The sequence below is a fragment of the Stutzerimonas urumqiensis genome, assembly GCF_003640395.1.
Taxonomy (GTDB): domain Bacteria; phylum Pseudomonadota; class Gammaproteobacteria; order Pseudomonadales; family Pseudomonadaceae; genus Stutzerimonas; species Stutzerimonas urumqiensis.
In genome coordinates this window covers 61954-86251 of the sequence record NZ_RBZQ01000008.1, presented here as the reverse complement: position 1 = coordinate 86251, position 24298 = coordinate 61954, and the positions used below count along the sequence as shown (strand labels likewise).

The 24298-nt window shown below is 67.1% G+C and carries 29 protein-coding genes; 18 read left to right on the top strand and 11 right to left on the bottom strand.

The window, feature by feature from the left end; genetic code table 11:
- Positions 1 to 50 precede the first annotated feature (50 nt).
- The 3 genes from D7325_RS15560 to D7325_RS15550 all read left to right on the top strand — a co-directional run bounded on the left by D7325_RS15560 (position 51) and on the right by D7325_RS15550 (position 2774).
- Positions 51 to 428, top strand: coding sequence for a con-10 family general stress protein (locus D7325_RS15560; protein ID WP_120997476.1), 378 nt, complete (start codon positions 51 to 53; stop codon positions 426 to 428).
- A gap of 46 nt (positions 429 to 474) precedes the next feature.
- Positions 475 to 681 carry a DUF2795 domain-containing protein gene (locus tag D7325_RS15555; RefSeq protein WP_120997222.1) on the top strand — a complete coding sequence of 69 codons (207 nt, stop codon included), beginning with the start codon at positions 475 to 477 and terminating at the stop codon, positions 679 to 681.
- Between the two features lie 287 nt (positions 682 to 968).
- Entirely contained in the window at positions 969 to 2774 is a 1806-nt protein-coding gene (locus D7325_RS15550) for a bifunctional metallophosphatase/5'-nucleotidase (RefSeq protein ID WP_120997220.1), read from the top strand.
- A gap of 71 nt (positions 2775 to 2845) precedes the next feature.
- On the opposite strand, the gene D7325_RS15545 is transcribed toward D7325_RS15550, so the two are convergent.
- The 4 genes from D7325_RS15545 to pnuC all read right to left on the bottom strand — a co-directional run bounded on the left by D7325_RS15545 (position 2846) and on the right by pnuC (position 4945).
- Positions 2846 to 3139: a GNAT family N-acetyltransferase gene (locus D7325_RS15545; RefSeq protein WP_120997218.1), complete on the bottom strand. Its 294-nt coding sequence runs from the start codon at positions 3137 to 3139 to the stop codon at positions 2846 to 2848.
- 105 nt (positions 3140 to 3244) lie between these two features.
- Positions 3245 to 3649 carry a hypothetical protein gene (locus tag D7325_RS15540; protein ID WP_120997216.1) on the bottom strand — a complete coding sequence of 135 codons (405 nt, stop codon included), beginning with the start codon at positions 3647 to 3649 and terminating at the stop codon, positions 3245 to 3247.
- Between the two features lie 214 nt (positions 3650 to 3863).
- A complete protein-coding gene (locus tag D7325_RS15535) occupies positions 3864 to 4388 on the bottom strand; it encodes an AAA family ATPase (protein WP_120997215.1) in 525 nt (174 codons plus the stop codon).
- The gene (pnuC, locus tag D7325_RS15530) at positions 4385 to 4945 is read right to left on the bottom strand and encodes a nicotinamide riboside transporter PnuC (protein WP_120997214.1); all 561 of its coding nucleotides are present in this window, start codon (positions 4943 to 4945) and stop codon (positions 4385 to 4387) included. The genes D7325_RS15535 and pnuC overlap by 4 nt, the downstream gene beginning before the upstream one ends.
- 266 nt (positions 4946 to 5211) lie before the next feature.
- On the opposite strand from pnuC, the gene D7325_RS19130 reads away from it, so the two are divergent.
- Positions 5212 to 5382 (top strand): hypothetical protein, encoded by a 171-nt coding sequence (locus tag D7325_RS19130; RefSeq protein ID WP_162988060.1) that lies wholly within the window; start codon positions 5212 to 5214, stop codon positions 5380 to 5382.
- 118 nt (positions 5383 to 5500) lie between these two features.
- On the opposite strand, the gene D7325_RS15525 is transcribed toward D7325_RS19130, so the two are convergent.
- A complete protein-coding gene (locus tag D7325_RS15525; protein ID WP_120997212.1) occupies positions 5501 to 5854 on the bottom strand; it encodes a MerR family transcriptional regulator in 354 nt (117 codons plus the stop codon).
- Between the two features lie 69 nt (positions 5855 to 5923).
- Here D7325_RS15525 and D7325_RS15520 point away from each other — a divergent pair, with 69 nt between their 5' ends.
- Positions 5924 to 6568 (top strand): RBBP9/YdeN family alpha/beta hydrolase, encoded by a 645-nt coding sequence (locus D7325_RS15520; protein WP_120997210.1) that lies wholly within the window; start codon positions 5924 to 5926, stop codon positions 6566 to 6568.
- A gap of 130 nt (positions 6569 to 6698) precedes the next feature.
- Here the strand turns inward: D7325_RS15520 and D7325_RS15515 are convergent, their stop codons facing one another.
- Positions 6699 to 6896, bottom strand: a complete 198-nt coding sequence (locus D7325_RS15515) for a DUF2934 domain-containing protein (RefSeq protein WP_120997208.1) — start codon at positions 6894 to 6896, stop codon at positions 6699 to 6701.
- Positions 6897 to 7127: 231 nt separating this feature from the next.
- On the opposite strand from D7325_RS15515, the gene D7325_RS15510 reads away from it, so the two are divergent.
- From D7325_RS15510 to D7325_RS15500, 3 genes are all read left to right on the top strand, one after another.
- The gene (locus D7325_RS15510; RefSeq protein ID WP_120997207.1) at positions 7128 to 9491 is read left to right on the top strand and encodes a DNA polymerase II; all 2364 of its coding nucleotides are present in this window, start codon (positions 7128 to 7130) and stop codon (positions 9489 to 9491) included.
- 112 nt (positions 9492 to 9603) lie between these two features.
- Positions 9604 to 9915, top strand: a complete 312-nt coding sequence (locus D7325_RS15505) for an ElaB/YgaM/YqjD family protein (RefSeq protein ID WP_120997205.1) — start codon at positions 9604 to 9606, stop codon at positions 9913 to 9915.
- A gap of 2 nt (positions 9916 to 9917) precedes the next feature.
- On the top strand, positions 9918 to 10517 hold the full coding sequence (locus tag D7325_RS15500) for an NAD(P)-dependent oxidoreductase (protein WP_120997203.1): 600 nt from the start codon (positions 9918 to 9920) through the stop codon (positions 10515 to 10517).
- Positions 10518 to 10545: 28 nt separating this feature from the next.
- Here D7325_RS15500 and aroE read toward each other — a convergent pair whose 3' ends face one another.
- Positions 10546 to 11373 carry a shikimate dehydrogenase gene (aroE, locus tag D7325_RS15495; protein ID WP_120997201.1) on the bottom strand — a complete coding sequence of 276 codons (828 nt, stop codon included), beginning with the start codon at positions 11371 to 11373 and terminating at the stop codon, positions 10546 to 10548.
- Entirely contained in the window at positions 11373 to 12293 is a 921-nt protein-coding gene (hemF, locus tag D7325_RS15490) for an oxygen-dependent coproporphyrinogen oxidase (protein ID WP_120997199.1), read from the bottom strand. Before hemF ends, aroE begins: the two co-directional genes overlap by 1 nt.
- 122 nt (positions 12294 to 12415) lie before the next feature.
- Here hemF and D7325_RS15485 point away from each other — a divergent pair, with 122 nt between their 5' ends.
- Positions 12416 to 13393 carry a quinone oxidoreductase family protein gene (locus tag D7325_RS15485; protein ID WP_120997197.1) on the top strand — a complete coding sequence of 326 codons (978 nt, stop codon included), beginning with the start codon at positions 12416 to 12418 and terminating at the stop codon, positions 13391 to 13393.
- Here the strand turns inward: D7325_RS15485 and tsaC are convergent, their stop codons facing one another.
- The 3 genes from tsaC to D7325_RS15470 all read right to left on the bottom strand — a co-directional run bounded on the left by tsaC (position 13394) and on the right by D7325_RS15470 (position 16180).
- A complete protein-coding gene (gene tsaC / locus D7325_RS15480; protein ID WP_120997474.1) occupies positions 13394 to 13951 on the bottom strand; it encodes an L-threonylcarbamoyladenylate synthase type 1 TsaC in 558 nt (185 codons plus the stop codon).
- A 47-nt stretch (positions 13952 to 13998) separates the two neighbouring features.
- Entirely contained in the window at positions 13999 to 15093 is a 1095-nt protein-coding gene (gene dprA / locus D7325_RS15475) for a DNA-processing protein DprA (protein WP_120997195.1), read from the bottom strand.
- Between the two features lie 61 nt (positions 15094 to 15154).
- Positions 15155 to 16180, bottom strand: coding sequence for a LysM peptidoglycan-binding domain-containing protein (locus tag D7325_RS15470; RefSeq protein ID WP_120997193.1), 1026 nt, complete (start codon positions 16178 to 16180; stop codon positions 15155 to 15157).
- Positions 16181 to 16327: 147 nt separating this feature from the next.
- Here D7325_RS15470 and def point away from each other — a divergent pair, with 147 nt between their 5' ends.
- From def to D7325_RS15425, 9 genes are all read left to right on the top strand, one after another.
- Positions 16328 to 16834, top strand: coding sequence for a peptide deformylase (gene def, locus D7325_RS15465; RefSeq protein ID WP_120997191.1), 507 nt, complete (start codon positions 16328 to 16330; stop codon positions 16832 to 16834).
- A gap of 67 nt (positions 16835 to 16901) precedes the next feature.
- Positions 16902 to 17843, top strand: coding sequence for a methionyl-tRNA formyltransferase (gene fmt / locus D7325_RS15460; protein WP_120997189.1), 942 nt, complete (start codon positions 16902 to 16904; stop codon positions 17841 to 17843).
- A gap of 13 nt (positions 17844 to 17856) precedes the next feature.
- Positions 17857 to 19185 (top strand): 16S rRNA (cytosine(967)-C(5))-methyltransferase RsmB, encoded by a 1329-nt coding sequence (gene rsmB / locus D7325_RS15455; protein WP_120997471.1) that lies wholly within the window; start codon positions 17857 to 17859, stop codon positions 19183 to 19185.
- A complete protein-coding gene (trkA, locus tag D7325_RS15450) occupies positions 19182 to 20555 on the top strand; it encodes a Trk system potassium transporter TrkA (RefSeq protein WP_120997188.1) in 1374 nt (457 codons plus the stop codon). The genes rsmB and trkA overlap by 4 nt, the downstream gene beginning before the upstream one ends.
- Positions 20556 to 20847: 292 nt before the next feature.
- The gene (ehuB, locus tag D7325_RS15445; protein WP_120997186.1) at positions 20848 to 21699 is read left to right on the top strand and encodes an ectoine/hydroxyectoine ABC transporter substrate-binding protein EhuB; all 852 of its coding nucleotides are present in this window, start codon (positions 20848 to 20850) and stop codon (positions 21697 to 21699) included.
- Between the two features lie 92 nt (positions 21700 to 21791).
- A complete protein-coding gene (ehuC, locus tag D7325_RS15440; RefSeq protein WP_120997184.1) occupies positions 21792 to 22451 on the top strand; it encodes an ectoine/hydroxyectoine ABC transporter permease subunit EhuC in 660 nt (219 codons plus the stop codon).
- The gene (gene ehuD / locus D7325_RS15435) at positions 22448 to 23107 is read left to right on the top strand and encodes an ectoine/hydroxyectoine ABC transporter permease subunit EhuD (RefSeq protein ID WP_120997182.1); all 660 of its coding nucleotides are present in this window, start codon (positions 22448 to 22450) and stop codon (positions 23105 to 23107) included. The genes ehuC and ehuD overlap by 4 nt, the downstream gene beginning before the upstream one ends.
- Entirely contained in the window at positions 23104 to 23928 is an 825-nt protein-coding gene (gene ehuA, locus D7325_RS15430) for an ectoine/hydroxyectoine ABC transporter ATP-binding protein EhuA (protein WP_120997180.1), read from the top strand. Before ehuD ends, ehuA begins: the two co-directional genes overlap by 4 nt.
- Positions 23929 to 24006: 78 nt before the next feature.
- Positions 24007 to 24297: a tetratricopeptide repeat protein gene (locus D7325_RS15425; protein WP_425452324.1), complete on the top strand. Its 291-nt coding sequence runs from the start codon at positions 24007 to 24009 to the stop codon at positions 24295 to 24297.
- The last annotated feature ends 1 nt before the right edge of the window (position 24298 follow it).

Sequence of the window (24298 nt, the reverse complement as noted above, 5' to 3'; positions counted from 1 at the left end):
ACCCGTTGTTCAACCGTAACAGGAGAGCGACCGTGGAAAAGAAAGACAGCATGAGCGTTAACGAAGCCGGCCGTAAGGGCGGAGAAGCCACCTCGCAAAGTCACGGCAAAGAGTTCTATCAGGACATCGGCAAGAAGGGTGGCGAAGCCACGTCCGACAGCCATGGCAAAGAGTTCTACCAGGACATCGGCAAGCAGGGCGGTGAAGCCACGTCCGACAGCCACGGCAAGGAGTTCTATCAGGAAATCGGCAGCAAGGGCGGTCAGAACAGTGGCGGCAACTTCGCCAACGACCCCGAGCGTGCTTCTGAAGCCGGCCGTAAAGGCGGCCAGAACAGCGGTGGCAACTTCGCCAATGATCGCGAGAAAGCCTCCGAAGCCGGCCGTAAGGGCGGCGAGAACAGCCACGGTGGTGGCCGTCGCAGCTGATCGCTGCCATCAGGCATAGACACATCCATTGTCAGAGGAGCGAATCATGACCCGAGGAGTTGGCGGAGAATCGCCCGCAAACGTAACGACCTACCTCAAAGGCATCGATTACCCCGCGAACAAGGACGATCTCGTCAGACACGCCAAGAAAAATGGCGCCGAGTCCGAGGTGATCGATGTGCTCAACCAGATGCCTGAGCAAGAGTACGGAAACATGGCAGACGTCATGAAGGGCTACGGGGAAACCCGCTGACCCGATCAGGAGCCCCTTCGGGGGCTCCGTCCGTTTCGCGCTCCATTCATTGGCAGTAAGCCCCGCAAAACCGGCAACGCCCCGCTTCCCGACATCACGCCTTCTCAAGCAGGTTCCCTCTCGTAAAAGCGTGCCTCGCGAGAGACCGGCTGGACAGCCATCCACCGAACCGACACCCGCCCCGCCAGTCCTTTGTCGCCCCGCCCTGCAAGTGCCAACAATCCTTCATCAAGCTGCCACCTGCGCGTCCTAACGTCGGCGAACCCCAACGCACCGAGGAACACGCAATGCGCACGCGCATCCTGGAATGGTTGTTCGCCGCCAGCCTGGTCGGTATCGCCGGCCCGGCGCTGGCACAGACCGCGCAAGGCTCCACCGAGCAGGACGCCCTCAACGAACGGCTCGAAGGTCCCGAGGCCCGGCTGCAGGCCAGCGAGCGACGCAGCTGGCGCGCACCGGACTGGCTGCCCGAGCCGGTGGTGTCGCTCAACATCCTCAGCTTCAACGACTTCCACGGTCAGCTCTCGCCGAAGACGGTCGCCGGCCGGCCGGCGGGTGGTGCCGCCGTGCTCGCCGCGTACCTCAAGGCCAACAGCGACGAAAACACGCTCATCGTGCATGACGGCGACCAGGTCGGCGCCTCGCCGCCCAACTCGGCCCTGCTCCAGGACGAGCCTTCGATCAGCCTCCTCAACCTGCTCGCCAACCGCCATTGCCGGTACCTGGGCGATCAGCTGTCGATGCCGGAGCATGTGCAGCCCATCGTGCAGCAGCGTTGCAACCTGATCGGCACCCTGGGCAACCACGAGTTCGACGATGGCAAGGACGAGCTGCTGCGCCTGCTCACCGGCGGCAACCACCGCAACGGGCCCTTCCTCGAAGAGAACTGGAAAGGCGCGCGCTTCCCGTACGTGATCAGCAACGTGATCGACACCGAGACCGGCGGCACCCTGCTGCCGCCCTACTCGGTCTACTACGCCGGCGGCGCGCGCGTTGGCGTGATCGGTGCGGTGCTGGAAGGAACCCCCGACATCGTCTCGCCCACCGGTGTTGCCGGCCTGCGCTTCACCGACGAGGCCGACGCCATCAACGAATCGGTCGCCGCCCTCCAGCGCCTGGGCGTGCACGCCATCGTCGTCGCGCTGCACCAGGGTGGACAGCAGACCCGCTACGACGGCCCGACCGACGCCACGGCCGACACGCTCGAAGGCCCGGTGGTCGAGATTATCGAGCGCCTGGACGACGACGTGGACGTGGTCATCTCCGGCCACTCGCATGGCTTCACCAACGCCCTGGTACCCAACGCCAACGGCACGCCGATCCTCGTGACCCAGGCGTTCTCGGCCGGCACGGCGTTCGCCGACATCGAGCTGGTCATCAGCCGCCGCAGTCGCGACGTGATCGAAAAGTCCGCCGCGGTGTACACCACCTGGGGCGACCAGGGCGCCGGGCTGACACCCGATCCCCAGGTCGCGGCCCTCGTCGCCCAGGCCGATGCCCGCGTCGAGCCGCTGGTGGCGCGCGTCGTCGGCATGGCCCAGGGCGACATCACCCGCACCGAAACGCCGGCCGGCGAGTCGGCGCTCGGCAACCTGATCGCCGATGCCCAGCGCGTGGCCACCGAGGCGCAGATCAGCTTCATGAACCCGGGCGGCATCCGTGCGGACCTGGCCGCTGGCGAAGTGACCTGGGGCGAGCTGTTCGCCATCCAGCCCTTCGCCAACGACCTGGTGTCGATGGACCTGACCGGCACGCAGATCAAGACGCTGCTCGAACAGCAGTGGGCCGGCCAAAGCTACGCCCGCCTGCTCAAGCCGTCCGGCATCCGCTACACCTGGTCAGCCAGCCGCCCGGTCGGTGACCGCGTGATCGAGATGGTCGATGCCGCCGGCGCGCCCATCAGCCCGACCGCCACCTACCGTGTGACGGTCAACTCCTTCCTCGCCGGTGGTGGCGACAACTTCAAGATCCTCATCGAGGGCACCAACCGCGTGGTCGGCCCGGTGGATCTGGACGCTCTGGTGGATTACATCGAGGCGCTGCCGCAGCCCTTCACCGCCGACATCGAGGGGCGGGTCCAGCGGATCGATTGATCGAGCCACGCCATGAACGAAGGGGGACAGATCGCCTGATCTGCCCCCCTTCTTCTATTCGCCGGAACGGCTCAGACCGGATCGACCAAGTCCTGCCATTCCTCATGCCGCTGCACGTAGTCGGCGATGAACCGGCATTGCGGGACGATCCGCTTGCCGCGACGGCGGGCATCCGCCAGCGCACCCTGCGCCAGCGTGCTGCCCAGGCCCTGCCCCGACAGGCTCGGGTCGACCTCGGTGTGGGTGAACACCAGCCGGTCGCCCTCCTCCAAGTAGGCGGCGATGCCGCAGGGTTTACCCGCCACCAGCAATTCGTAGCGCTGTTGCGACGCATCGTGGCGGACGGTGGCCTGTTGATCGGTCATGGGCGAAGGCTCCTCGTTGGGGCAACTCATTGCACTGAACGTACGAGTCGGAGAGCCGCGCGAGGGTTCATCCGGCGGCGGCGTCCAAGGTTGCGCAACCACCGTTCACCACTGGTAGAGCCCGTACGCCATCACCCCGAGGCCGAAGCCCATCTGCGCGATCAGCAGCGCGCGGATGGCGAAGGTGTAGCTGATGACCGGGTGCTGGCCTTGCGCATCGAGGGCGAAGAGCTGGTAGCTGGCGGGAAACTCCGACTCGATCTCGCGCAGCGCCTTGATGGTCAGTTGCAAGAGCTGGCGGCTGCGCGCGTCGACCAGCCAGAACACCACCGCCAACAGGACGGTAAAGGCGCCCAGCAGCATCAACAGGCCCGGCGAGAAGCCCCGTTCCAGCGCCGCCAGCACACCGCCATCGGCAAAGATCGCCAGCACGACGAAGAAGTTGAACCCCCGCAGGCGCTGCTCGGCATTGAGCTTGAAGTGCGCCCACACAAACCCTTGACTGTCCACGCGCGTCCCTCCTCGGCCCGGCCCGGATGCCACCGGCTGTTGCGATTGCCTCGCCAGCCGGTGGGCGCGCAACGCCCATGGAAGCCATGGCGCCGCCTCTATCAGAGCCTCACCGGCGCGATAAATCCCCTCGGGGCGACAGAGAGCGAAGCGGAAACGATCATTAGCGGAGAGCGTGGGAACGGGTGGGCAACCACCGACCACCCCGGCTCGCTCAGCGCCCCAGCAACGCCTCGACATGGGCGATGGCCTGCCGCTCGCGACTGGACCAGTCGCCGGCGATTTCCACGAAGGGCTGGCGATGCGCCTCGAGCCAGCGGCGGCAGGCCTCATGGAAGCGCCAGCGTTCGGCGGCATCCGGTTGGCAGCGCTGACCGTCGGCGTGCCACTCGGCGCCCTCGGGCGACAGCAGGAGATGCAGGTCGTACCGGCGCGCGAGGAGTTCATCGTCCAGCCACGCCGGGCAGCTGCCGAACAGCGTCTGGCTCCAGAGCCTGTTGCTCAGCAGGTGCGTATCGAGGATCAAGAGCCCAGGCGCCTGATGGCGCGCGGCGTCTTCCCAGGCCAGCTGGCCACGGGCGATCGCGGGAATGTCGGCCAGGCAGGTGTCGCGCTGCGCCTGGTCGATGAAGTGACGGACGTACTCGCCCACCGCCAGCCCCCCGAAGCGCTGCTGCAACCGTGCCGCGAGCCAGCTCTTGCCCGTCGACTCGGCCCCGGTGAGCACCAGCACCTTCATCGAACGGCCATCCGTGCGCGACGCCATTCCCGAAGCCCCATCACCGCCAGCAGGGTGAACAGCCCGTACAGCCCGGCGGTGAGCCAGTAATCCTGGAACACGAAGAACGCCACGTAGAGGGTGTCGACCAGAATCCACAGCACCCAGCACTGCCACCGCTTGAGCGCCATCCACAACTGCGCCAGCAGGCTGAAGGCTGTCAGCGCCGCATCCGGCCAGGAGTAGGCCGCTTCGGTGTGCGACATCAACAGGCCCAACCCAAGGCTCCCGAGCACCGCCACGGCAAGCCCGACGCCCACCTCCTTCGCCGTCGCCCCCACCACCGGCCGGCCGCCGTCTTCATCGCTCCCCCGCGTCCACTGCCACCAGCCATACAACTGCGTAGCCGCGAACACCCCGTTGAGCAACACCTGCGAATACAACCGCGCCTCGAAGAAGAACCAGGCATAGAGCGACACCATCACCAGCCCGATCGGCCAGCACAGCGGGTTCTGCCGCACAGTGAGCCAGACGGAAAGCACGCCGAGGGCGGAGGCGATGAGTTCGAGCGTGGTCATGGAAAAGGTCAGCGGCGAAAACGGACGGGCATGATACGGCAGCGATGCGAGGACGCTTGAAACGCGTGGGATAACACGAGTAGCCGTAACGTAGAGGCGGTACCGGCACGGAGCGATAACCGCGTGGACAAGCAAAGCGTTGTCCACCCTACCCAAGCCCACCCTTCGGTATCGCGTAGGGTGGAAAACGGCGGAGCCTTTTCCACGCGTTGCGTTGGCTGCTTTTGCCGCCCGGCACGCCCGCCATCACCCTGCAGGACGCTGACATGAACAAAGCCATTCTCGCTATCTGCAGCCTTCTCGCCGCGCTCGTCCTGCTCTTTACCTGGAGCCTGAACGATGCGCTGAGGGCGGCATCAAGCCGCTACACACGGGCAGCAACTGTGATCGCGAGCGCACATCTTTCGCGCTGGCGTCACGTTACTGGCGAGGATTAAGCCCGTAAAGGCTGTCAGCGCGCCTTTCTGTATTGGGGCTGAAAAGCCGACGAAGCGGTGTTTCCCGCTTCGAATGCTGCCGTCCCATTCGCGACAACTGCCGCCGGAGAGCCTTCGATCAGCCGGCCTCGACTTGATTGACCATGAGCGACAGCAGCCTTCGGCTGCGTTCGAGGTCGCTGAGCTGGGCTTCGATTCGCTCCAGCTCCTTGCGCAACGAGGCCCGCACCGCTGCGCAGGGATGGAAGCGGGGCGTGTCGTCGAGCATGCACGGCAGGACGATACGAATCTGTTCGAGCCGCAGCCCGGCACCGTTGAGCTGACGGATGGCCTGTACGGTGCGCACCTCGCGCTCGCCGTACTGGCGATAGCCCGCCGCGGTGCGGGGCGGCGCCAGCAGGCCTTGTTCTTCGTAGTAGCGCAGCATGCGTTCGCTGGTGCCCGTCATGCGGGCCAGTTGTCCAATTCGCATTGGGATTGACCTTCACAGGGGTGGCAGGGTTGAGACTTTAGCCTCCAGACCATTCACAGGGTATGCGCCATGTCGTTTTGGAAATCCGCCTCGATCATCGCCGCGCTGTGTGCGCTCGTTCTGCCGGCAAGCGCTTCGCCAACGCTCCGGCCGGTCGTCTATATCCTCCACGGCTACGGGGCCGGGCCCGACGAGCATTGGTTCCCCTGGCTGAAGACTCGGCTGGCCGAGCAGGGCATCGAGGCCCGCGTGTTGGCCTTCCCGAACGCGGACCAGCCGTCCGCCACGGCATGGGCCGAGTACCTCGACCAGGCAGTGACACGCCACGATCGACAGACCTACTTCGTCGCCCACAGCCTGGGCGTCATCACCCTGCTGCGGCACATCGAACGCTTGCCCGCGTCGACGACCCTCGGCGGCATGGTGCTGGTGTCGGGCTTTGCGGAGCGACTGCCCGACCTGCCGCAGCTCGATCCCTTCATCCCGCCGTCGCTCGATCTGCGCGAGATCGCGGACAAGGTGCGACAGCGATTCGTGCTGGCGGCCAAGGATGATTCCATCGTGCCGTATCGACTGACTCAGACGCTGGCTGAAGAACTCGGTGCCGCGTTCGAACTGAGGGAGACGGGCGGCCACTTCTTGGGCTCGGATGGGTTCGTGGAGCACCCGGCGGTGCTCGGGCAGGTGTTGCGGATGGTTCGCGCTGGGAAGTGAGATCAGCGCCAGGCGTTTGAGGCCATTGCCGAGCTGGCGGCTGCGCAGCCCATGCCGCGCAAAACGGCAATTCATCAATCCGCAGTGCACGGCCTCCCTGGCCGCGCACTCGGTGGGTTATGGCGAAGGCTCAATAGCGCCGGCCGGAGTCGTTGGGCGGTGGTGTTGCGCCGCTTTCCAGGCTGTCGGTCGGGGGCTCGCTTTGCGGCTGGCCGGGTTCGGCTTCTTCACGCGCGCGGCGCCAGTGCTCGGCCTCCTTGCCCTCTGGCTGGCCTTCTTCTTCCCAGATCTGATAGGCCCGCTCGCGAATGCGTTGCTCGTCGTTCATGTCGTCACCTCGTGTGGTCGTTGGCGAAACGGACGCCGTCGTACAGGCTGTGTCGCCGGCGTCTCGCGGTAGGCAACCCGGGCGCCGGATGGGTTCGTGTCCGTCCGGCATACGGCTCGGCAGGTGACGGATGGCGTTAGAAGGCGATCGGTCATGCCAGACGACGCGCGGCGGGCGCTGGCCGGGCGCAAGGCATAGAATCGCGCGCTCGAAACGGGCAGAGGGCAGGCGGTGGACTTTCGGCAGGGCTTCGTGCTGACGCGGCATTGGCGCGACACGCCCGAGGGGGTGGAGGTCGCGCTCTGGCTGGCCACCGATGCGGGGCCGGTCCACCTGCGCTTGCCGCCGCAGCCGGCGGTGGCTTTCGTCCCGGCGATTCACCGCGAACGCGCGGCGGCGGTGATCCGTCAGGAGCGCGGCGCAGTGCTCAAGCCGTTGCAGCTGGCCGACTTTCGTCATCGCCCCGTGCTTGGTCTGTATTGCCCGCAGTACCGCCAGCTGATGAACCTGGAAAGGCCGCTGCGCGCCGCCGGCGTGGATGTGTACGAGGCGGACGTGCGACCGCCCGAGCGCTACCTGATGGAGCGTTTCATCACCGCGCCGGTGCTGTTCGCCGGTACGCCGGACGCTCAGGGCGGGCTGCGCGATGCCCAGCTCAAGCCGACGTCGGACTACCGCCCGCGCCTGAAGCTGTGCTCGCTCGACATCGAGACGACGATGCGCGGCGAGCTCTATTCCATCGGCCTGCACGGGTGTGGCCAGCGCCAGGTGTACATGCTCGGCCCGCCGAATGGCGAGGCGGGCAGCGTCGACTTCGCGCTCGAATACTGCGACAGCCGCGCCGCCCTGATCGAGCGGCTGAACGACTGGCTGGCCGCGCACGACCCGGACGCCATCATCGGCTGGAACCTGGTGCAGTTCGACCTGCGCATCCTGCGCGAGCACGCCGAACGGCTGAAGGTGCCGCTGCGCCTGGGCCGCGGCGGGGACGAAATGGGCTGGCGCGAGCACGGCAGCCGCAACAACCACTTCTTCGCGGCGGCGGCCGGGCGCTTGATCATCGATGGCATCGAGGCGTTGCGGTCGGCGTTCTGGAGCTTCCCCTCGTTCAGCCTGGAAAGCGTGGCGCAGACGCTGCTCGGCGAAGGCAAGGCGATCGACAACCCCTATCAGCGGATGGACGAGATCAACCGCATGTTCGCCGAGGACAAGCCGGCGCTGGCCCGCTACAACCTCAAGGACTGCGAGTTGGTGACGCGCATCTTCGAACGCACCGGCGTGCTCGACTTCCTGCTCGAGCGCGCGACGGTTACTGGGCTGGCGGCCGACCGCAGCGGCGGCTCGGTCGCCGCCTTCGAGCACCTTTACCTGCCGCTGATGCACCGCCAGGGCTTCGTCGCGCCGAACCTCGGCGAACGCATGCCCGAGACGAGCCCGGGCGGCTTCGTGATGGATTCGCGACCGGGGCTGTACGACTCAGTGCTGGTGCTCGACTACAAGAGCCTGTACCCCTCGATCATCCGCACCTTTCTGATCGACCCGGTGGGGCTGATCGAGGGGCTGCGTCAGCCAGGCGACGCCGATTCGGTGGAAGGCTTTCGCGGCGCGCGATTCTCCCGCACCCGGCATTGCCTGCCGGCGATCGTCGAGCGGGTGTGGGAATGCCGCGAAGCCGCCAAGCGCGAGGGCAACAAGCCGCTGTCGCAAGCACTGAAGATCATCATGAACGCCTTCTACGGCGTGCTCGGTTCGAGCGGCTGCCGCTTCTTCGACCCGCGCCTGGCCTCGTCGATCACGATGCGCGGGCACGCGATCATGCGCCAGACGCGCCAGCTGATCGAAGCGCAGGGCTACCAGGTGATCTACGGCGACACCGATTCCACCTTCGTCTGGCTCGGCGGTGCGCAGGACGACGAGACCGCGGCCCGGATCGGTCAGGGTCTGGTGGCGCATATCAACGCCTGGTGGCGCGAGCGGCTGCAGGCCGAGTTCGGGCTGACCAGCGCGCTGGAACTGCAGTTCGAGACGCACTTCCGGCGCTTTCTCATGCCGACCATTCGCGGGGCGGAAGAGGGCAGCAAGAAGCGCTATGCGGGCCTCGTGACCCAGCCGGACGGCAGCGACGGGCTGGTCTTCAAGGGCCTGGAGACGGTGCGCTCGGACTGGTCGCCGCTGGCCCAGCAGTTCCAGCAGGCGCTGTACCGCCGTGTGTTCATGGGCGAGCCCTATGCCGATTACGTCCGCGAGTTCGTCCGTGCGACGCGTGCCGGCGAACACGACGAGCTGCTGGTGTTTCGCAAGCGCCTGCGCCGCAAGCTCTCGGACTACGAGCGCAACGTGCCGCCGCAGGTGCGTGCCGCGCGCCTGGCCGACGAGCAGAACGCGCGGCTCGGCCGGCCGCGGCGCTACCAGAGCGGCGGCTGGATCAGCTACCTGATCACCCTCGCCGGGCCCGAGCCGCTGGAAGCCCTGCAATCGCCGATCGACTACGAGCACTACGTCAGCCGTCAGCTGCAGCCGGTGGCCGACGCCATCCTGCCGTTCGTCGACGATGACTTCTCGCGCCTGGTCGACGACCAGCTCGGCCTGTTCTGACGCGCCGCGCCCGCGCGACCGCCACCCTGCGCGCGGCATTGCCGCAGCGAGGCACCTCGCGGTTTTTCAGCGGTCCATAGCCTGTCCCAGTCATCGGATGGAGAGAATCGATATGTCTCGCTTTGCGCGCAAAACCACCACTCGGGAAGAGATCCAGGCCGAAATCGATTCGCTGATGCATGCGCTCGATGACCTCAAGCGCGACGCCATGCGCGGCTCGCGCCATCGCCTCGACCACCTGGGCGATCGCGTCGCCTCGCTGTGGAACGAGCGCCACTTCGACGACCACTACGCCGACCTGTCCCGGCACACCGTGGCCGCCGGTCGCATGGCCAAGGACTGCGTGCGCCGTCACCCGTGGAGCACCGTGGCGCTGGCGGCCGGCGCCTGCGCCTTGATCGGCTACCTGGCCACGCGCCGCTGACCATGCGCAATCTGGAGACGCCGGTCCTCAAGTACGCCGTCTATGGCGCGCACAGCAGCCTCGGTAGCGGCGTGCTGTGCGAGTTGCTGGCGCGCCAGCACGAGGCGATCGTGCTGCTCGACGACCTCAACTCGGTGTCGGCGCGACCCGGTCTGCGACAGAAGCTCGGCGACCTCTACGACGCGACCAGCGTGGCCGAGAGCGTGGCCGGCCTGGACGGCGTGATCTGCCTGTTCGACAGCCCGAAGCTGCCGACCGCGGCGGATGAATACCGGCAGGATTCGCGGCATGACCTCTACGCGGCGGTGGACAGCCTGCTGGTGGGGCTGCCACGTGTTCAGGTGCGACGGCTGCTGCTGGTGGCGGACTTTCCGGTGCTCGAAGGCGAACCGGATGTCCAGGCGGCGCTGCAACGCCTGGCGTCACACCCGCTGGACTGGACGCTCGTCAGCGCACCACCGCAGGGCAAGGGATTGGACCTGGAAGACGTGATGACCGTGTCGAGCGAGGCCATCCGCACCGTGCGCCGGCTGGCCGCTGCGATCGTCGACGAACTGGAACGACCGCAGCACCGGCACGAGCGGATCGACCTGCACCCCTGACCGCCACGGCTGCGCAAGCCTCGTCGCTTCAGGCCGCGGCGCCCGCGAGCTGTCGGCGCAGCGCCTCCAGCACCGGGCCGGTCTGCGGGCGTACGCCTCGCCACAGCGCAAAGGCTTCGGCCGCCTGTTCGACGAGCATGCCCAAACCATCACGCACCGGCGCACCCTGCGCGGCGGCCCAGCGGCAGAAGGGCGTCGGCTCGGCGCCGTACATCATGTCGTAGCAGAGCGTATGGCCGGGTTCGATCAGCGAATCGGCAAGCGGCGGCAGCTCGCCTCCCAGACTCGCCGAGGTGCCGTTGATGATCAGGTCGAACGGGCCTTGCAGCGCCTCGAAACGGCAGGCGCTCACCGGACCGAGCGCGGCGAAGGTGTCGGCCAGCGCCGCCGCACGGGCTTCGGTGCGGTTGGCGATGATCAGGGCCGCCGGTCGCTGGGCCAGCAGCGGGCCGAGCACCCCACGCACGGCGCCCCCGGCGCCCAGCAGCAGGATGCGCTGGTCGGCGAGCCAGAGTCCGGCATTGCCCAGCAGGTCGCCGACCAGTCCGGCGCCGTCGGTGTTGTCGCCCAGCAGGCGGCCATCCGGCAGGCGCATCAGGGTGTTCACCGCGCTGGCCAGCCGCGCCCGTTCGGTCAGCTCATCGGCGAGCTGAAAAGCCTGCTCCTTGAACGGCACGGTGACATTCGCACCGAGCCCCTCGCGAAAGAACGCCCGCAGGCTGGCCTCGAAGCCGTCGAGCGGCGCGAGCACCGTCCCGTAGGTCAGCGGTTGGGCGGTCTGCTCGGCGAACTGCCGGTGGATGGCCGGTGACTTGCTGTGGCCGATCGGATTGCCAAAAACCGCATAGCTGTCCATCAGTGCGCCGCCTCCGCCAGCCAATCGCGATCGGTGAGGAAATACTCGGTCAGCCGCGCCTCGGGCGTACCGGGTTCGGGGCGCTTGTCGTAACCCCAGCTGACCTGCGGCGGCAGCGACATCAGGATCGACTCGGTACGCCCACCCGATTGCAGGCCGAACAGGGTGCCGCGGTCGTAGACCAGGTTGTATTCGACGTACCGGCCGCGCCGGAGCAGCTGGAATTGCCGCTCGCGGTCGCCGTACGGGGTATCGCGGCGGCGCTGCACGATCGGCAGGTAGGCGTCGAGGTAGGCGTCGCCGATCGCCCGCATGAAGGCGAAGCAGGTGTCGAAGTCCCAGCTGTTCAGGTCATCGAAGAACAGCCCGCCGACACCGCGCGGTTCGTTGCGGTGGCGGATATGGAAGTAGCGGTCGCACCAGGCCTTGTACTGCGGGTAGACGTCGTCGCCGAACGGCTGGCAGGCGTCTCGGGCGACCCGGTGCCAGTGGATGCAGTCGTCCTCGTTGCCGTAATAGGGCGTGAGATCGAAGCCGCCGCCGAACCACCAGACCGGCGCCTCGCCCGGCTTTTCGGCGATGAAGAAGCGGACGTTGGCGTGCGAGGTGGGCACATAGGGGTTGTGCGGGTGGATGACCAGCGACACCCCCAGCGCCTCGAAGCTGCGCCCGGCCAGCTCCGGCCGGTGCGCGCTGGCGGAGGCGGGCAGGCCGTCGCCGTGGACATGGGAGAAGTTGACGCCGCCTTTCTCGATCAGCGCGCCGTCTTCGATCACCCGCGTACGTCCGCCGCCACCGCCCGGCCGCTGCCAGGCGTCTTCGTAAAAGCCCGCACCGCCGTCGGCCTGTGCGAGCGCCTCGCAGATGCGGTCCTGGAGGTCCAACAGATAGGCTTTCACGGCTTCGGTCTGGCTGTTCACGGGAGGTCTCCTGGCCACGCGGGCGCCGGCGGGCGGCGATTCGAGCGCGCAAGCATAGCATCGGCGGTTGACGGCACCGGCAGGCCGGGCGTTGCATAGGCGTTTTGCCAATGGAGCGGAACATGTCCAAGCGAATCCAGTTCAGCCGGCACGGCGGCCCGGACGTCCTCGAACTCATCGAACGCGACGTGCCGACGCCCGGACCGGGCGAGGTGCTGGTGCGCAACCATGCGATCGGCCTGAACTTCATCGAGACCTACTTCCGCGAAGGGCTGTACGCCCCACCGGCGCTGCCGTCGAGCCTGGGCACCGAGGGTGCCGGGGTGGTCGAAGCGATCGGGGAGGGCGTCGAAGGGTTTCGACCCGGTGATCGCGTGGCCTATGCCACCGGACCGCTCGGCGCCTACGGCGAACACCACGTGTTGCCGGCACGCCACCTGGTCCGTCTGCCCGACGCGATGTCCTTCGAACACGCCGCCGCGGTCATGCTCAAGGGCCTGACGGTGCAATACCTGCTGCGCCAGACCGCTCCGCTGGAGGGCGGCGAAACCATCCTCTTCCATGCCGCGGCGGGCGGCGTCGGCTCGATCGCCTGCCAGTGGGCCAACGCACTCGGCGTCCGACTGATCGGGGTGGTCGGCTCGGCCGAAAAAGCCCAGCGGGCCCAGCGGCTCGGCGCCTGGGCGACCATCGACCACAGTCGCGAGAACGTGGTCGAGCGCGTGCGCGAGCTGACCGATGGCAAGGGTTGTCCGGTCGTCTACGACTCGGTCGGCAAGAGCACCTGGGAAACCTCGCTCGACTGCGTCGCACCGCGCGGCCTGCTGGTGAGCTTCGGCAATGCGTCGGGCCCGGTGACCGGGGTGAATCTCGGCGTGCTGGCGCAGAAGGGCTCGCTGTACGTCACCCGTCCGGTGCTGGCCGGTTACGCCAACACGCCGGAGCGGTTGCAGGCGATGGCGGACGAGCTGTTCGAGATGATCCTGAGCGGCAAGATCGAGGTGGAGATCGGCCAGCGCTACCCACTGGCCGAGGCCGGCCGCGCGCAGACGGCGCTCGCGAGCCGCCAGACGACCGGCTCGACGATCCTGCTGCCCTGATCAGGCCGGACGGACGATCTGCCCCGTCGCCAGGTCGCGGATGGTGCTCGGGTTCTTGCGGCCGCCGAGCGCGCCACCGACGACGCGGTCGAGCTCGCCGGGGAAGTATTGCTCGACCCGCAGCCGACTCCGCGCGGCCGGTCGCCCGGCGGGGTTGGCTGAGGTGGAGACCAGCGGACCGACCAGCGCACAGAGCTCGCGGGCGAGGGGATGGTCGGTCACCCGCAGCGCCACGGTATCGTGACGGCCGGTGATCCATTCGGGCAGACGGTTCCGGTGCGGGACCAGCCAGGTGTTGGGCCCGGGCCAGGTACTGGCGAGTCGATCGAGCCAGGCGCTGGGCAGCTCGTCCAGCAGGAAGTCGAACTGGCGGATGGAATCGGCGATCAGGATGAGGCCCTTCTCGACCGGGCGCTCCTTCAGCTCCAGCAGCCGGTAGACGGCATCGCTGTCCCAAGGATCGCAGCCCAATCCCCAGACCGCTTCGGTCGGGTAGGCGATGACGCCTCCGGCACGGATCACGCGTGCCGCCTGCTGCACACGCCAGCTACTGATCATGGATCGCTCCTCGTGGAAAAACGGCCGGCAGTTTAGCGCCGAACCGATCAGCGGCGGCAACTCCAGCGTCCTTCCTCGCAGCTCACCAGTCCGTCGATCTCCAGCTCGGTGAGTTCGGCCAGCAGCGCCGGCAGCGGGCGCCCGCTGAGCCCGGCCAGCGCTTCGCTGGTGAGCGGCGACGCAACCAGCAGGTCGAGCAATGGATGCTTGGCTGGCGCTGCGCCGGTTGCCTGCGGAGCGGCCTGGGCGGTGACCTGCCAGCCGCGCAGGCCTTCGAGAATGTGTTCGACGTTTTCCACCAGCGTCGCGCCCTGGCGAATCAGCTCATGGCAGCCACGCGCGCCGGGATGGTGGATCGAGCCGGGTATGGCGTAAACCTCGCGGCCCTGCTCGGCGGCCAGCCGGGCGGTGATCAGGGAGCCGCTCGAAGGACTGGCCTCGACCACCAGCACACCCAGCGAGAGCCCGCTGATGATTCGGTTGCGACGCGGAAAGTTGGCCGCCTGCGGTGCACAGTCGAGCGGCAACTCGGACACCAGGGCACCGCCCTGTTCGACGATACGTCGCGCCAGGGCCTGATGGCGTCGCGGATAGAGCTGCCGAAGGCCCGTCCCGAGCACCGCTACCGTGCCACCGCCGGCGTCCAGCGCACCGGCATGCGCGGCGCCATCGATGCCAAGCGCCAGGCCACTGGTCACGACGAAGCCACCGGCCGCCAGGCAGCGGGCGAACGCGTGAGCATTGTCCAGGCCGACGTGGCTGGCGCGACGGCTGCCGACCATCGCCAATTGCGGCCGCTCCAGCAGCGAGAGGTCGCCACTGACGTAGAGCAGGGGCGGGGCGTCGGGCAGCTCGGCGAGCAACGCCGGGTAATCGGGCGAATCCCACATCAGCAGATGATTGCCATCCGCCTCGAGCCAGGCCATCGCCTGCTCGGCATGCAGGCGGACCGACGCATCGCGGCGCTGCTCGCCACAGCTGGCCGGCAAACCAAGGGCTCGCCAGGCGCTGGCGGGCGCGCTCAGGGCAGAGGCCGCATCGCCGAACGCCGCGATCAGGCGGGCAAAGCGCTTGGGGCCAAGTTCGGCAATGAAATGAAGACGCAGCCGAGCTTCGAGCTCGGCAGGGGAACAGGCAGGCATGGACATCCTTGTTTACGAGGCGGCATCCATGCCGCCTTACCGCTGTGGAGCGAGAGAGCCGTTAGGGGTTGCGGACCTTGTCCATCACCGCGAGCGAACGGCTGGCTTGCAGGATCAGCCCGTAGCTGAGCTTGTCGTAGGTGCGGAAGACCATCAGCAAGCCGGCGCGCTCGTCCGGGATCTTCACCCGCTCGCCGGTGATGCGGTCGCGAACGGTTTCACCGGTCTTGTAGACAGCCAGGACATCGCCGACCTCGAGGCCGTCGCGTGCGCCCTTGTTCAGGGTGACCACGTCGAACTGGCCGATCTGCGTGACGCCGCGAGGCACGTCGATGATCAGGCCCGACACCGGCGACTCCGGGGCACGGGGCTGGAAGGTCGAATTGATCGCACGCTCTTCGGTGGCGAACAACCGGTCGCCGGGGCGCACTTCCTGGGTGGTGCGCGTCATCATCAGGGTGCCGATATCGCCCTCGGTCGCGATCAGCTCGGCGGTGCCGATGTCATCGGCGTTGATGCCGAGGAACTCGCCGGTTTCCGGATCGGTGTAGGTCTTGCCCTGACGGAACACGCCGTAGGCCGCCAACCCTTCGTCGAACTGGCCGCGCGCGTAGACGCGATCGCCGGCGCCGCTGATCACCCGCTCGGCATTACCCGCGAGGATATAGGGTGCGCCTTCGAACTCGGCTTCGGTGTCGATGATGCGGTTGTTCAGCAGGAAGCTGTTGATCGCCTCCAGCGGAATGGTCGGAATCGCCTCAGCGATCGGGGTGACGCGAACCTTGGGGGACAGCTTGATGGTGCCGCGCGATTCGCCGCGGTCGAGCATCAGGCGGGGTTGGCCGTCGATATAGACCAGGCGCAGCAGATCACCGGGATAGATGAGGTGGGGGTTTTCGATCTGCGGGTTGGCGTGCCACAGCTCGGGCCATTCCCAGGGCTGATCGAGAAAACGACCGGAGATGTCCCAGAGCGTATCGCCCTTGACGACCCGGTACTGCTCGGGGTGGTCGTCCTTGAGCTGAACGGCCGCCTGAGCGATGCCCCCAACCGCCACCAACAGCAGGGCGACTAGTGATTTCCTCATATGGTGAATCCCTTTATTATGTGTCTTCACGTAAGCGCCCTAGCGCCGCTGCAGCCCTTGTGGCGAGCGGCTTGAAGCCGTTTTCAGAACTGCCGGCATGTTAGCAGTGCCGTCGAAAGTTATTCCATAAGTGCATCACAAACGCATATGGCGATATTGAACATCCTCGAGTTTCCGGATCCGCGCCTGCGTACCATCGCCAAGCCGGTGGACGTGGTGGACGATGGCATCCGCCAATTGGTCGACGACATGTTCGAGACCATGTACGACGCGCCCGGCATTGGCCTGGCCGCCACCCAGGTGAACGTGCACAAGCGCGTCGTGGTGATGGACCTGTCCGAAGACAAAAGCGAGCCGCGGGTCTTCATTAACCCCGAGTTCGAGTCCCTGACCGACGAGATGGACCAGTACCAGGAAGGATGCCTGTCCGTGCCGGGGTTCTACGAGAACGTGGACCGACCGCAAAAGGTCAAGGTACGGGCGCTCGATCGCGACGGGAAACCCTACGAGCTGATCGCCGAAGGGCTGCTGGCCGTGTGCATCCAGCACGAGTGCGATCACCTGAACGGCAAGCTGTTCGTCGACTACCTCTCCAACCTCAAGCGCGATCGCATTCGCAAGAAGCTGGAGAAGCAGCATCGGCAACAGGCCTAGTGCCTGGTCCCTTCACGAAAGGCTTGCTCGGCGGCGCCAGGCAAGCCTTTTTTCTTAGCGAGCCCTCATGACCTCCGCCCTGCGTATCGTTTTTGCCGGTACCCCCGATTTCGCCGCCGAGCACTTGCGCGCCTTGCTGGACACGCCGTATCGGCCGATCGCCGTTTACACCCAGCCTGACCGCCCCGCCGGACGTGGGCAAAAGCTCATGCCCAGCCCGGTCAAGCAGCTGGCGGCGAGTGAAGACATTCCGGTGTACCAGCCAGCGACGCTGCGAGCGGCCGACGCGCAGGAAGCGCTGGCCGCCCTGCGCCCGGACCTGCTGATCGTGGTCGCCTATGGATTGATCCTGCCGCAGGCCGTGCTCGATATCCCTCGCCTTGGCTGCATCAACAGCCACGCGTCGCTGCTGCCGCGCTGGCGCGGTGCGGCACCGATCCAGCGGGCGATCCAGGCGGGCGACGGTGAAACCGGCGTCACCCTGATGCAGATGGAAGCGGGGCTGGACACCGGGCCAATGCTGCTGAAGGTTGCCACGCCCATCACCGTGGACGACACCGGCGGCACGCTGCATGACCGGCTGGCGACGCTGGGCGCCCAGGCGCTGGTCCAGGGCGTGGAGGCGCTGGCCGGGGGCACGCTGAAAAGCGAAGTGCAGGACGACACCCTGGCGACCTACGCGCACAAGCTGACCAAGGACGAGGCCCGCATCGACTGGAGCCAGCCGGCCGACGTCATCGAGCGGACCATTCGCGCCTTCAATCCCTGGCCCATCAGCCACTCGATGCTTGAGGGCGAGACGATCAAGGTTCATCAGGCCCGAATCGGCAACGGCAACGGCGTGCCCGGCGCGATCCTGGCTGCCAGCCGCGACGGCCTGACCGTCGCCTGCGGCGAGGGCGCCCTGAACCTGATGCGCCTGCAACTGCCCGGTGGCAAGCCGCTCGACATCAGCGACCTGCTCAACAGCCGGCGCCAGCAGTTCGCAACCGGCCTGCGGTTCGAGTGACCAACGCATGGCGATGAATCCGCGGTTGGCTGCGTCCCGGGCATTGGCCTCGCTGTTGGCGGGCAAGGCGTCGCTCGGCACGGCGTTGCCGGAGCAGATGCAGCAGGTCGATCCGCGTGACCGCGCCCTGACCCAGGAGCTGGCGTACGGCACCGCGCGCTGGCAGCCGCGCCTGGCGGGTCTTGCCGCGGCGCTGTTGCAAAAGCCGTTCAAGGCAGCGGACCGCGACGTCGAAGCGCTGTTGCTGATGGGCCTGTACCAGTTGCTCTACACGCGCATCCCGCCGCATGCCGCCATCGGCGAAACCGTCGGCTGCGCCGAACGGCTCAAGAAGCCCTGGGCCAAGGGGCTGCTCAATGCCGTCTTGCGCCGCGCCCAGCGTGAAGGCGAGGCGCTGCTGGCCACGCTGGAACGCGATCCGGTGATCCGCGTCGCCCATCCGCGCTGGCTGCAAAAGGCACTCAAGGCCCACTGGCCGGAACACTGGGAAGGACTCTGCACGGCGAACAATGCGCATCCGCCCATGACCCTGCGGGCCAACCGTCGCCAGGTCAGCCGCACCGATTACCTCGCGCGGCTCGATGACGCCGGCATCCCGGCGGCGGCCTGCGAATTCAGCGAGGACGGCATCCGGCTCGACGCGCCCTGCGACGTGTACAGCCTGCCAGGCTTCGCCGACGGCCAGGTGAGCGTGCAGGACGAGGCCGCCCAACTCTGCGCTTCATTGCTGGAGCTGGCGCCCGGGCAACGCGTGCTCGATGCCTGCTGCGCACCAGGCGGCAAGACCTGTCACCTGCTCGAGCGCGAGCCGGGCCTGACAGAGGTGGTCGCGCTCGACCTGGAGCCGAAGCGGCTCGAACGCGTCCGGGACAACTTGCAGCGGCTCGGCCTCGAGGCGACACTGCTGGCGGCCGATGCACGGGACACCGCAGGCTGGTGGGACGGCAAGGCCTTCCAGCGCATCCTGCTCGATGCGCCCTGTTCGGCAACCGGTGTGATCCGCCGTCATCCCGACATCAAGCTGACCCGTCAGCCGGACGACATCGCCGCGCTAGCCCAGCTCCAGGGCGAGCTGCTGGATGCGCTCTGGCCGACGCTGGCCGTCGGCGGCGTGCTGCTCTACGCCACCTGCTCGGTCATGCCGACCGAGAACACCGACGTCATCGCCGCGTTTCTCGACCGCACGCCCGGTGCCCGCGAGCTGCACATTCCTGGTCCGTTCGGACTGCCCCAGCCCCACGGCCGCCAGCTCCTGCCGCAACTCCAGGGGCACGACGGGTTCTACTACGCCAAGTTGATCAAGATCGCCGCGCAACCGCGCCCTCAGGAGCCTCGTCCGTGAAGATCATCATCCTCGGCGCCGGCCAGGTCGGCGGAACGCTGGCCGAGCACCTCGCCAGCGAAGCCAACGACATCACCGTGGTCGACACCGACGGCGACCGCCTGCGCGACCTCGGCGATCGCCTCGACATCCGCACCGTGCAGGGCCGCGGCTCGTTCCCGACGGTGCTGCGCCAGGCCGGCGCGGACGATGCCGACATGCTGGTGGCGGTGACCAACAGCGACGAGACCAACATGGTCGCCTGCCAGGTCGCCTACACGCTGTTCCACACCCCGACCAAAATTGCGCGGGTGCGCGAATCGGCCTACCTGACGCGCTCGGGCCTGTTCAACAACGAGGCCATCCCGGTCGATGTGCTGATCAGCCCGGAGCAGGTCGTCACCAACTACATCAAGCGCCTGATCGAATACCCCGGCTCGCTGCAGGTCATCGACTTCGCTGGCGGCAAGGCGCAACTGGTCGCGGTGCGCGCCTATTACGGCGGCCCGCTGGTGGGCCAGCAGCTGCGCCAGTTGCGTCAGCACATGCCGACGGTCGACACCCGCGTCGCCGCGATCTTCCGGCGCAACCGGGCGATCCTTCCACGCGGCGACACGGTGATCGAGGCCGATGACGAGGTGTTCTTCATCGCCGCGCGCGGGCACATCCGTGCGGTGATGAGCGAGATGCGCCGCCTCGAAGACAGCTACCGACGCATCGTCATCGCCGGCGGCGGCCACATCGGCGAGCGGCTCGCCGAAGCCATCGAGAGCCGTTACCAGGTCAAGATCATCGAGATGAACCCGGCGCGCTGCCGCTACCTGTCGGACACGCTCGACAGCAGCATCGTGCTGCAGGGCAGCGCCTCGGACCGCGACCTGCTGATCGAGGAGAACATCAACGAAGCCGACATCTTCCTCGCGCTGACCAACGACGACGAGGCGAACATCATGTCCTCGCTGCTGGCCAAGCGGCTGGGCGCGCGCAAGGTGATGTCGATCATCAACAACCCGGCCTACGTCGACCTGATCCACGGCGGCGAGATCGACATCGCCATCAGCCCGCAGCTGGCGACCATCGGCACGCTGCTGACCCACGTGCGCCGCGGCGACATCGTCAGCGCGCACTCCCTGCGGCGCGGCGCGGCCGAAGCCATCGAAGTGATTGCGCACGGCGACTCGCGTTCGAGCAAGGTGGTCGGCCGCATGGTCGGCCAGATCGCCTTGCCGGAAGGCACCTCCATCGGCGCGGTGATTCGCGACGAAGAGGTGCTCATCGCGCATGACGACACCCTCATCGCCTCCGGCGACCACGTCATCCTGTTCCTCGTCGACAAGCGCCATATCCGAGACGTCGAGCGGCTGTTCCAGGCCGGCCTGACCTTCTTCTGAGCCCTCGCCAAGTACCTTCGATCGCACCTCCGATCGCCGCCCGGTCATGCGAAGCCGGGCGGTGTCGCCACCTGGATTCGCAAAAATCGTTGTGAATCTTCTGCCATTGCGGCCTCTAACCCTGTGTTCCGGTCTTTGCGGCAGCCGCCTTTTCTGGTCGATCTGACCAGGCGCTCGCCGCCTGCCTTATCCCGGTTCGACGCTGGAGTAACGATGGAACGGGCCGCTCCAGAGGCCCGCACGCTCCTGACAAGAACGGCTGATTCCAGCCAACAAGCACAAGGAGATGGATATGAGGACGTCCTCACGCACCCGGCGATTGCTCGCCGGCGCCACCGCCCTGGTCGGTCTGAGTCTCGCGGGCATCGCCTCGGCCGGCACGCTCGACGAGATCCGCAGCGACAGCCAGGTCAGTATCGGCTACGCCAACGAAAACCCCTTCGCCTACACCGAACTCGACGGCACCGTCACCGGCGAGTCGCCGCAGATCGTGCGCAAGATCTTCGAGCGCATGGGCATCGAGACCATCAAGCCGGTGCTGACGGAGTGGGGCTCGCTGATCCCCGGCCTGCGTGCCGGTCGCTTCGACCTGATCGCCGCCGGCATGTACATCACCCCCGAGCGCTGCAAGCAGGTGATCTTCACCGACCCCCACTACCGCCTGCTCGACACGCTGCTGGTCGCCGAAGGCAACCCGAAGAACCTGCACAGCTACGAAGACATCGCCAACAACCCCGATGCCAAGCTGGCGATCATGTCCGGAACGGTGAACCTCGGTTATGCGCGTGAAGCCGGCATCAAGGATTCCCAGATCCTCCAGGTGCCCAACACCACCGCACAGTTGCAGGCCGTGCGCACCGGCCGGGCGGACGCCGCCATCGGCACCCAGCTGACGATGAAAGGGCTGGCCGAGAAGGGCGGCGACAGTGTCGAGGCGATCGACGACTTCAAGGACGACCCGTCTCGCGCGGGTTACGGCGCGCTCGCCTTCCGCCCGGAAGACAAGGCGCTGCGCGACGCGGTCAACGCCGAGCTGAAGGAGTGGCTGGGCAGCGAGGAGCACCTCAAGACCGTCGCACCGTTCGGCTTCGATCGTTCCAACCTGACCGACAAGACCGCCGCCGAACTCTGCGCGGCGTCCTGACCGGTTGCCGGGCCGCCGCCTGCCGGCGGTCCGGTCGATGACGGAACCGAACCGGCCGTCCTCCGCGGATGGCCTCGAACGGAAGCCCTTTCATGATCGAACTGCTACCGCTCCTGCTCCAGGGCACCTGGATCACGATCAAGGTGACGCTGCTCGGCTCGCTGGTGGCGATCGCCTGCGCGCTGCTGGCGGCGCTCGGACGGATCTCGCCGATCGCGCCGCTGCGCTGGCTGGCGATCGTCTACATCGAAGTGTTCCGCGGCTCGTCGCTGCTGGTGCAGCTGTTCTGGCTGTACTTCGTCCTGCCGATGCCGCCCTTCAACATCCAGCTCAGCGCTTTCGCCGTCGCGGTGATCGGGCTGGGCCTGAACATCGGCGCCTACGGGGCGGAAGTCCTGCGGGGCGCCATCCGTGCGGTACCGCGCGGTCAGGCCGAAGCCTGCCATGCGCTGAACCTGTCGCCGATGACCCGCTTCGGCCGGATCATCCTGCCCCAGGCCCTGCTGGCGGCGATTCCACCGGGCACCAACCTGCTGATCGAACTACTGAAGAACACCTCGCTGGTGTCGCTGATCACCTTGTCGGATCTTGCCTTCCGCGCGCGCCAGCTGAACCAGGCCACGCTGATGACACTGGAGATCTTCGGGCTCGCCTTGCTGATCTATTTCGTCCTGGCCCAACTGATCAACCTGGGCATGCGGCTGCTCGAGCGCCGCCTCGCTCGCGGACGCATGCGGGGAGGGCTGTCATGAATGCCTTCGACTGGGCGTTCGCGCTCGAAATCCTGCCGCGCCTGCTGGATGCCGCGCTGACGACGATCCTGATCGCCGTGTCGGGCTTCGGCATCGCCGTGGTGCTGGGGCTGTTCCTTGCGCTCGGCAGGCGCAGCCGCCACCGCTGGCTCGCCTGGCCGACCGGCGCCCTGGTGGAATTCATCCGCAGCACGCCGCTGCTCATCCAGCTCTATGTCGTCTTCTACGTGCTGCCCAACTATGGGCTGAGCCTGACCGCGCTGCAGGCCGGCATCCTCGGTATCGCGCTGCACTACGCCTGCTACACCGCCGAGGTCTACCGCGCCGGCCTGGATGCAGTGCCGCGCGCGCAGTGGGAAGCGGTGACCGCGCTGAACCTGGCGCCCCTGGCCGCCTACCGTGATGTGATTCTGCCGCAGGCGCTGCGTCCGATACTGCCGGCGCTGGGCAACTACCTCATTTCGATCCTCAAGGACACGCCCGTGCTATCGGCCATCACCGTGGTCGAGATCATGCAGCGCGCCAAGAACATCGGCTCGGAAACCTTCCGCTACCTCGAGCCGATCACGATGGTCGGGCTGTTCTTCCTCATCCTCAGCCTGGGCCTCGCCTGGCTCGTGCGGCGGCTGGAAAACCGCCTGGAGACTGCCCGATGACGACACTTTCGACCCACACCGCCACACCGGCCGATACGCCGCAGGACGCCCCCATGGTGGCCTTTCGCGGCGTGACCAAGCGCTATGGCGAGCTGACCGTGCTGGACCATCTGGACCTGCAGGTCGCCGAAGGGGAGAAAGTCGCCATCATCGGACCCAGTGGCTCCGGCAAGTCGACCCTGCTGCGTGTGCTCATGACGCTGGAAACGATCGACGACGGCGTCATCGAGGTGGACGGCCAGCCGCTTACTCACATGCCGGACGCCAACGGCAGCCTGGTTCCGGCCAGCGCCCGCTATCAGCGCGGGGTGCGTGGCATGGTCGGCATGGTGTTCCAGAGCTTCAATCTCTTTCCGCACATGACGGTCCGGCAGAACGTCACCGAGGCGCCTATCCGCGTGCTGGGCCTGCGCAAGGCCGAGGCCCGCCAGCGCGCTGAGGAGCTGTTGGCGATGGTGGGTCTGGAAGACAAGCTCGAGCATTACCCGGCGCAGCTCTCCGGCGGCCAGCAGCAACGCGTCGCGATCGCTCGCGCGCTGGCGATGCGGCCGAAAGTGATGCTGTTCGACGAAGTCACCTCGGCGCTCGACCCGGAGCTGTGCGGCGAGGTGCTGAACGTCATCCGCCGGCTGGGCGATGCGCATAACCTGACGATGCTGATGGTGACGCACCAGATGGGCTTTGCCCGTGAATTCGCCGATCGGGTGTGCTTCTTCAACGAAGGGCAGATCCATGAGCAGGGCACGCCCGACGAGCTGTTCGGCAACCCGCAGCGCGAGCGCACGCAAGCGTTTCTCAGCGCGGTGAACGAGGCGCACTGAAACGGCGTTCAGGATGACGGAGGAGGCTTCATGCTCGAGTAGCTGGAACAGATGCTGGCACGCGGAACGGACAACCCCATGCTCAGGTTCGGGCTCGGCAAGGGCTATCTCGACGCGGGCGAACCCGCCCGGGCCGCCGAGCACCTGCGTCGCTGCGTGGAGCAGGACCCCACCTATTCCGCCGCCTGGAAGCTGCTCGGCAAGGCACTGGTCGCCTGCGCAGACGAGGCGGGCGCGCGGGAGGCCTGGCAGTGTGGACTGGTGGCTGCGGCGGCACGAGGCGACAAGCAGGCCGAGCGGGAGATGACGACCTTCCTGCGCAAACTCGACCGGCACCGGCCCGCCGATGCGGACGAAGCGGGCGTCTAAC

Excerpts from the sequence above, each read along its gene's own strand:
- D7325_RS15560 (WP_120997476.1), top strand. The coding sequence starts at position 51 with ATGAGCGTTAACGAAGCCGGCCGTAAGGGCGGAGAAGCCACCTCGCAA.
- D7325_RS15555 (WP_120997222.1), top strand. The coding sequence starts at position 475 with ATGACCCGAGGAGTTGGCGGAGAATCGCCCGCAAACGTAACGACCTAC.
- D7325_RS15550 (WP_120997220.1), top strand. The coding sequence starts at position 969 with ATGCGCACGCGCATCCTGGAATGGTTGTTCGCCGCCAGCCTGGTCGGT.
- D7325_RS15545 (WP_120997218.1), bottom strand. The coding sequence starts at position 3,139 with ATGACCGATCAACAGGCCACCGTCCGCCACGATGCGTCGCAACAGCGC.
- D7325_RS15535 (WP_120997215.1), bottom strand. The coding sequence starts at position 4,388 with ATGAAGGTGCTGGTGCTCACCGGGGCCGAGTCGACGGGCAAGAGCTGG.
- pnuC (WP_120997214.1), bottom strand. The coding sequence starts at position 4,945 with ATGACCACGCTCGAACTCATCGCCTCCGCCCTCGGCGTGCTTTCCGTC.
- D7325_RS19130 (WP_162988060.1), top strand. The coding sequence starts at position 5,212 with ATGAACAAAGCCATTCTCGCTATCTGCAGCCTTCTCGCCGCGCTCGTC.
- D7325_RS15525 (WP_120997212.1), bottom strand. The coding sequence starts at position 5,854 with ATGCGAATTGGACAACTGGCCCGCATGACGGGCACCAGCGAACGCATG.
- D7325_RS15520 (WP_120997210.1), top strand. The coding sequence starts at position 5,924 with ATGTCGTTTTGGAAATCCGCCTCGATCATCGCCGCGCTGTGTGCGCTC.
- D7325_RS15515 (WP_120997208.1), bottom strand. The coding sequence starts at position 6,896 with ATGAACGACGAGCAACGCATTCGCGAGCGGGCCTATCAGATCTGGGAA.
- D7325_RS15505 (WP_120997205.1), top strand. The coding sequence starts at position 9,604 with ATGTCTCGCTTTGCGCGCAAAACCACCACTCGGGAAGAGATCCAGGCC.
- D7325_RS15500 (WP_120997203.1), top strand. The coding sequence starts at position 9,918 with ATGCGCAATCTGGAGACGCCGGTCCTCAAGTACGCCGTCTATGGCGCG.
- aroE (WP_120997201.1), bottom strand. The coding sequence starts at position 11,373 with ATGGACAGCTATGCGGTTTTTGGCAATCCGATCGGCCACAGCAAGTCA.
- D7325_RS15485 (WP_120997197.1), top strand. The coding sequence starts at position 12,416 with ATGTCCAAGCGAATCCAGTTCAGCCGGCACGGCGGCCCGGACGTCCTC.
- tsaC (WP_120997474.1), bottom strand. The coding sequence starts at position 13,951 with ATGATCAGTAGCTGGCGTGTGCAGCAGGCGGCACGCGTGATCCGTGCC.
- dprA (WP_120997195.1), bottom strand. The coding sequence starts at position 15,093 with ATGCCTGCCTGTTCCCCTGCCGAGCTCGAAGCTCGGCTGCGTCTTCAT.
- D7325_RS15470 (WP_120997193.1), bottom strand. The coding sequence starts at position 16,180 with ATGAGGAAATCACTAGTCGCCCTGCTGTTGGTGGCGGTTGGGGGCATC.
- def (WP_120997191.1), top strand. The coding sequence starts at position 16,328 with ATGGCGATATTGAACATCCTCGAGTTTCCGGATCCGCGCCTGCGTACC.
- fmt (WP_120997189.1), top strand. The coding sequence starts at position 16,902 with ATGACCTCCGCCCTGCGTATCGTTTTTGCCGGTACCCCCGATTTCGCC.
- rsmB (WP_120997471.1), top strand. The coding sequence starts at position 17,857 with ATGAATCCGCGGTTGGCTGCGTCCCGGGCATTGGCCTCGCTGTTGGCG.
- ehuB (WP_120997186.1), top strand. The coding sequence starts at position 20,848 with ATGAGGACGTCCTCACGCACCCGGCGATTGCTCGCCGGCGCCACCGCC.
- ehuC (WP_120997184.1), top strand. The coding sequence starts at position 21,792 with ATGATCGAACTGCTACCGCTCCTGCTCCAGGGCACCTGGATCACGATC.
- ehuD (WP_120997182.1), top strand. The coding sequence starts at position 22,448 with ATGAATGCCTTCGACTGGGCGTTCGCGCTCGAAATCCTGCCGCGCCTG.
- ehuA (WP_120997180.1), top strand. The coding sequence starts at position 23,104 with ATGACGACACTTTCGACCCACACCGCCACACCGGCCGATACGCCGCAG.
- D7325_RS15425 (WP_425452324.1), top strand. The coding sequence starts at position 24,007 with ATGCTCAGGTTCGGGCTCGGCAAGGGCTATCTCGACGCGGGCGAACCC.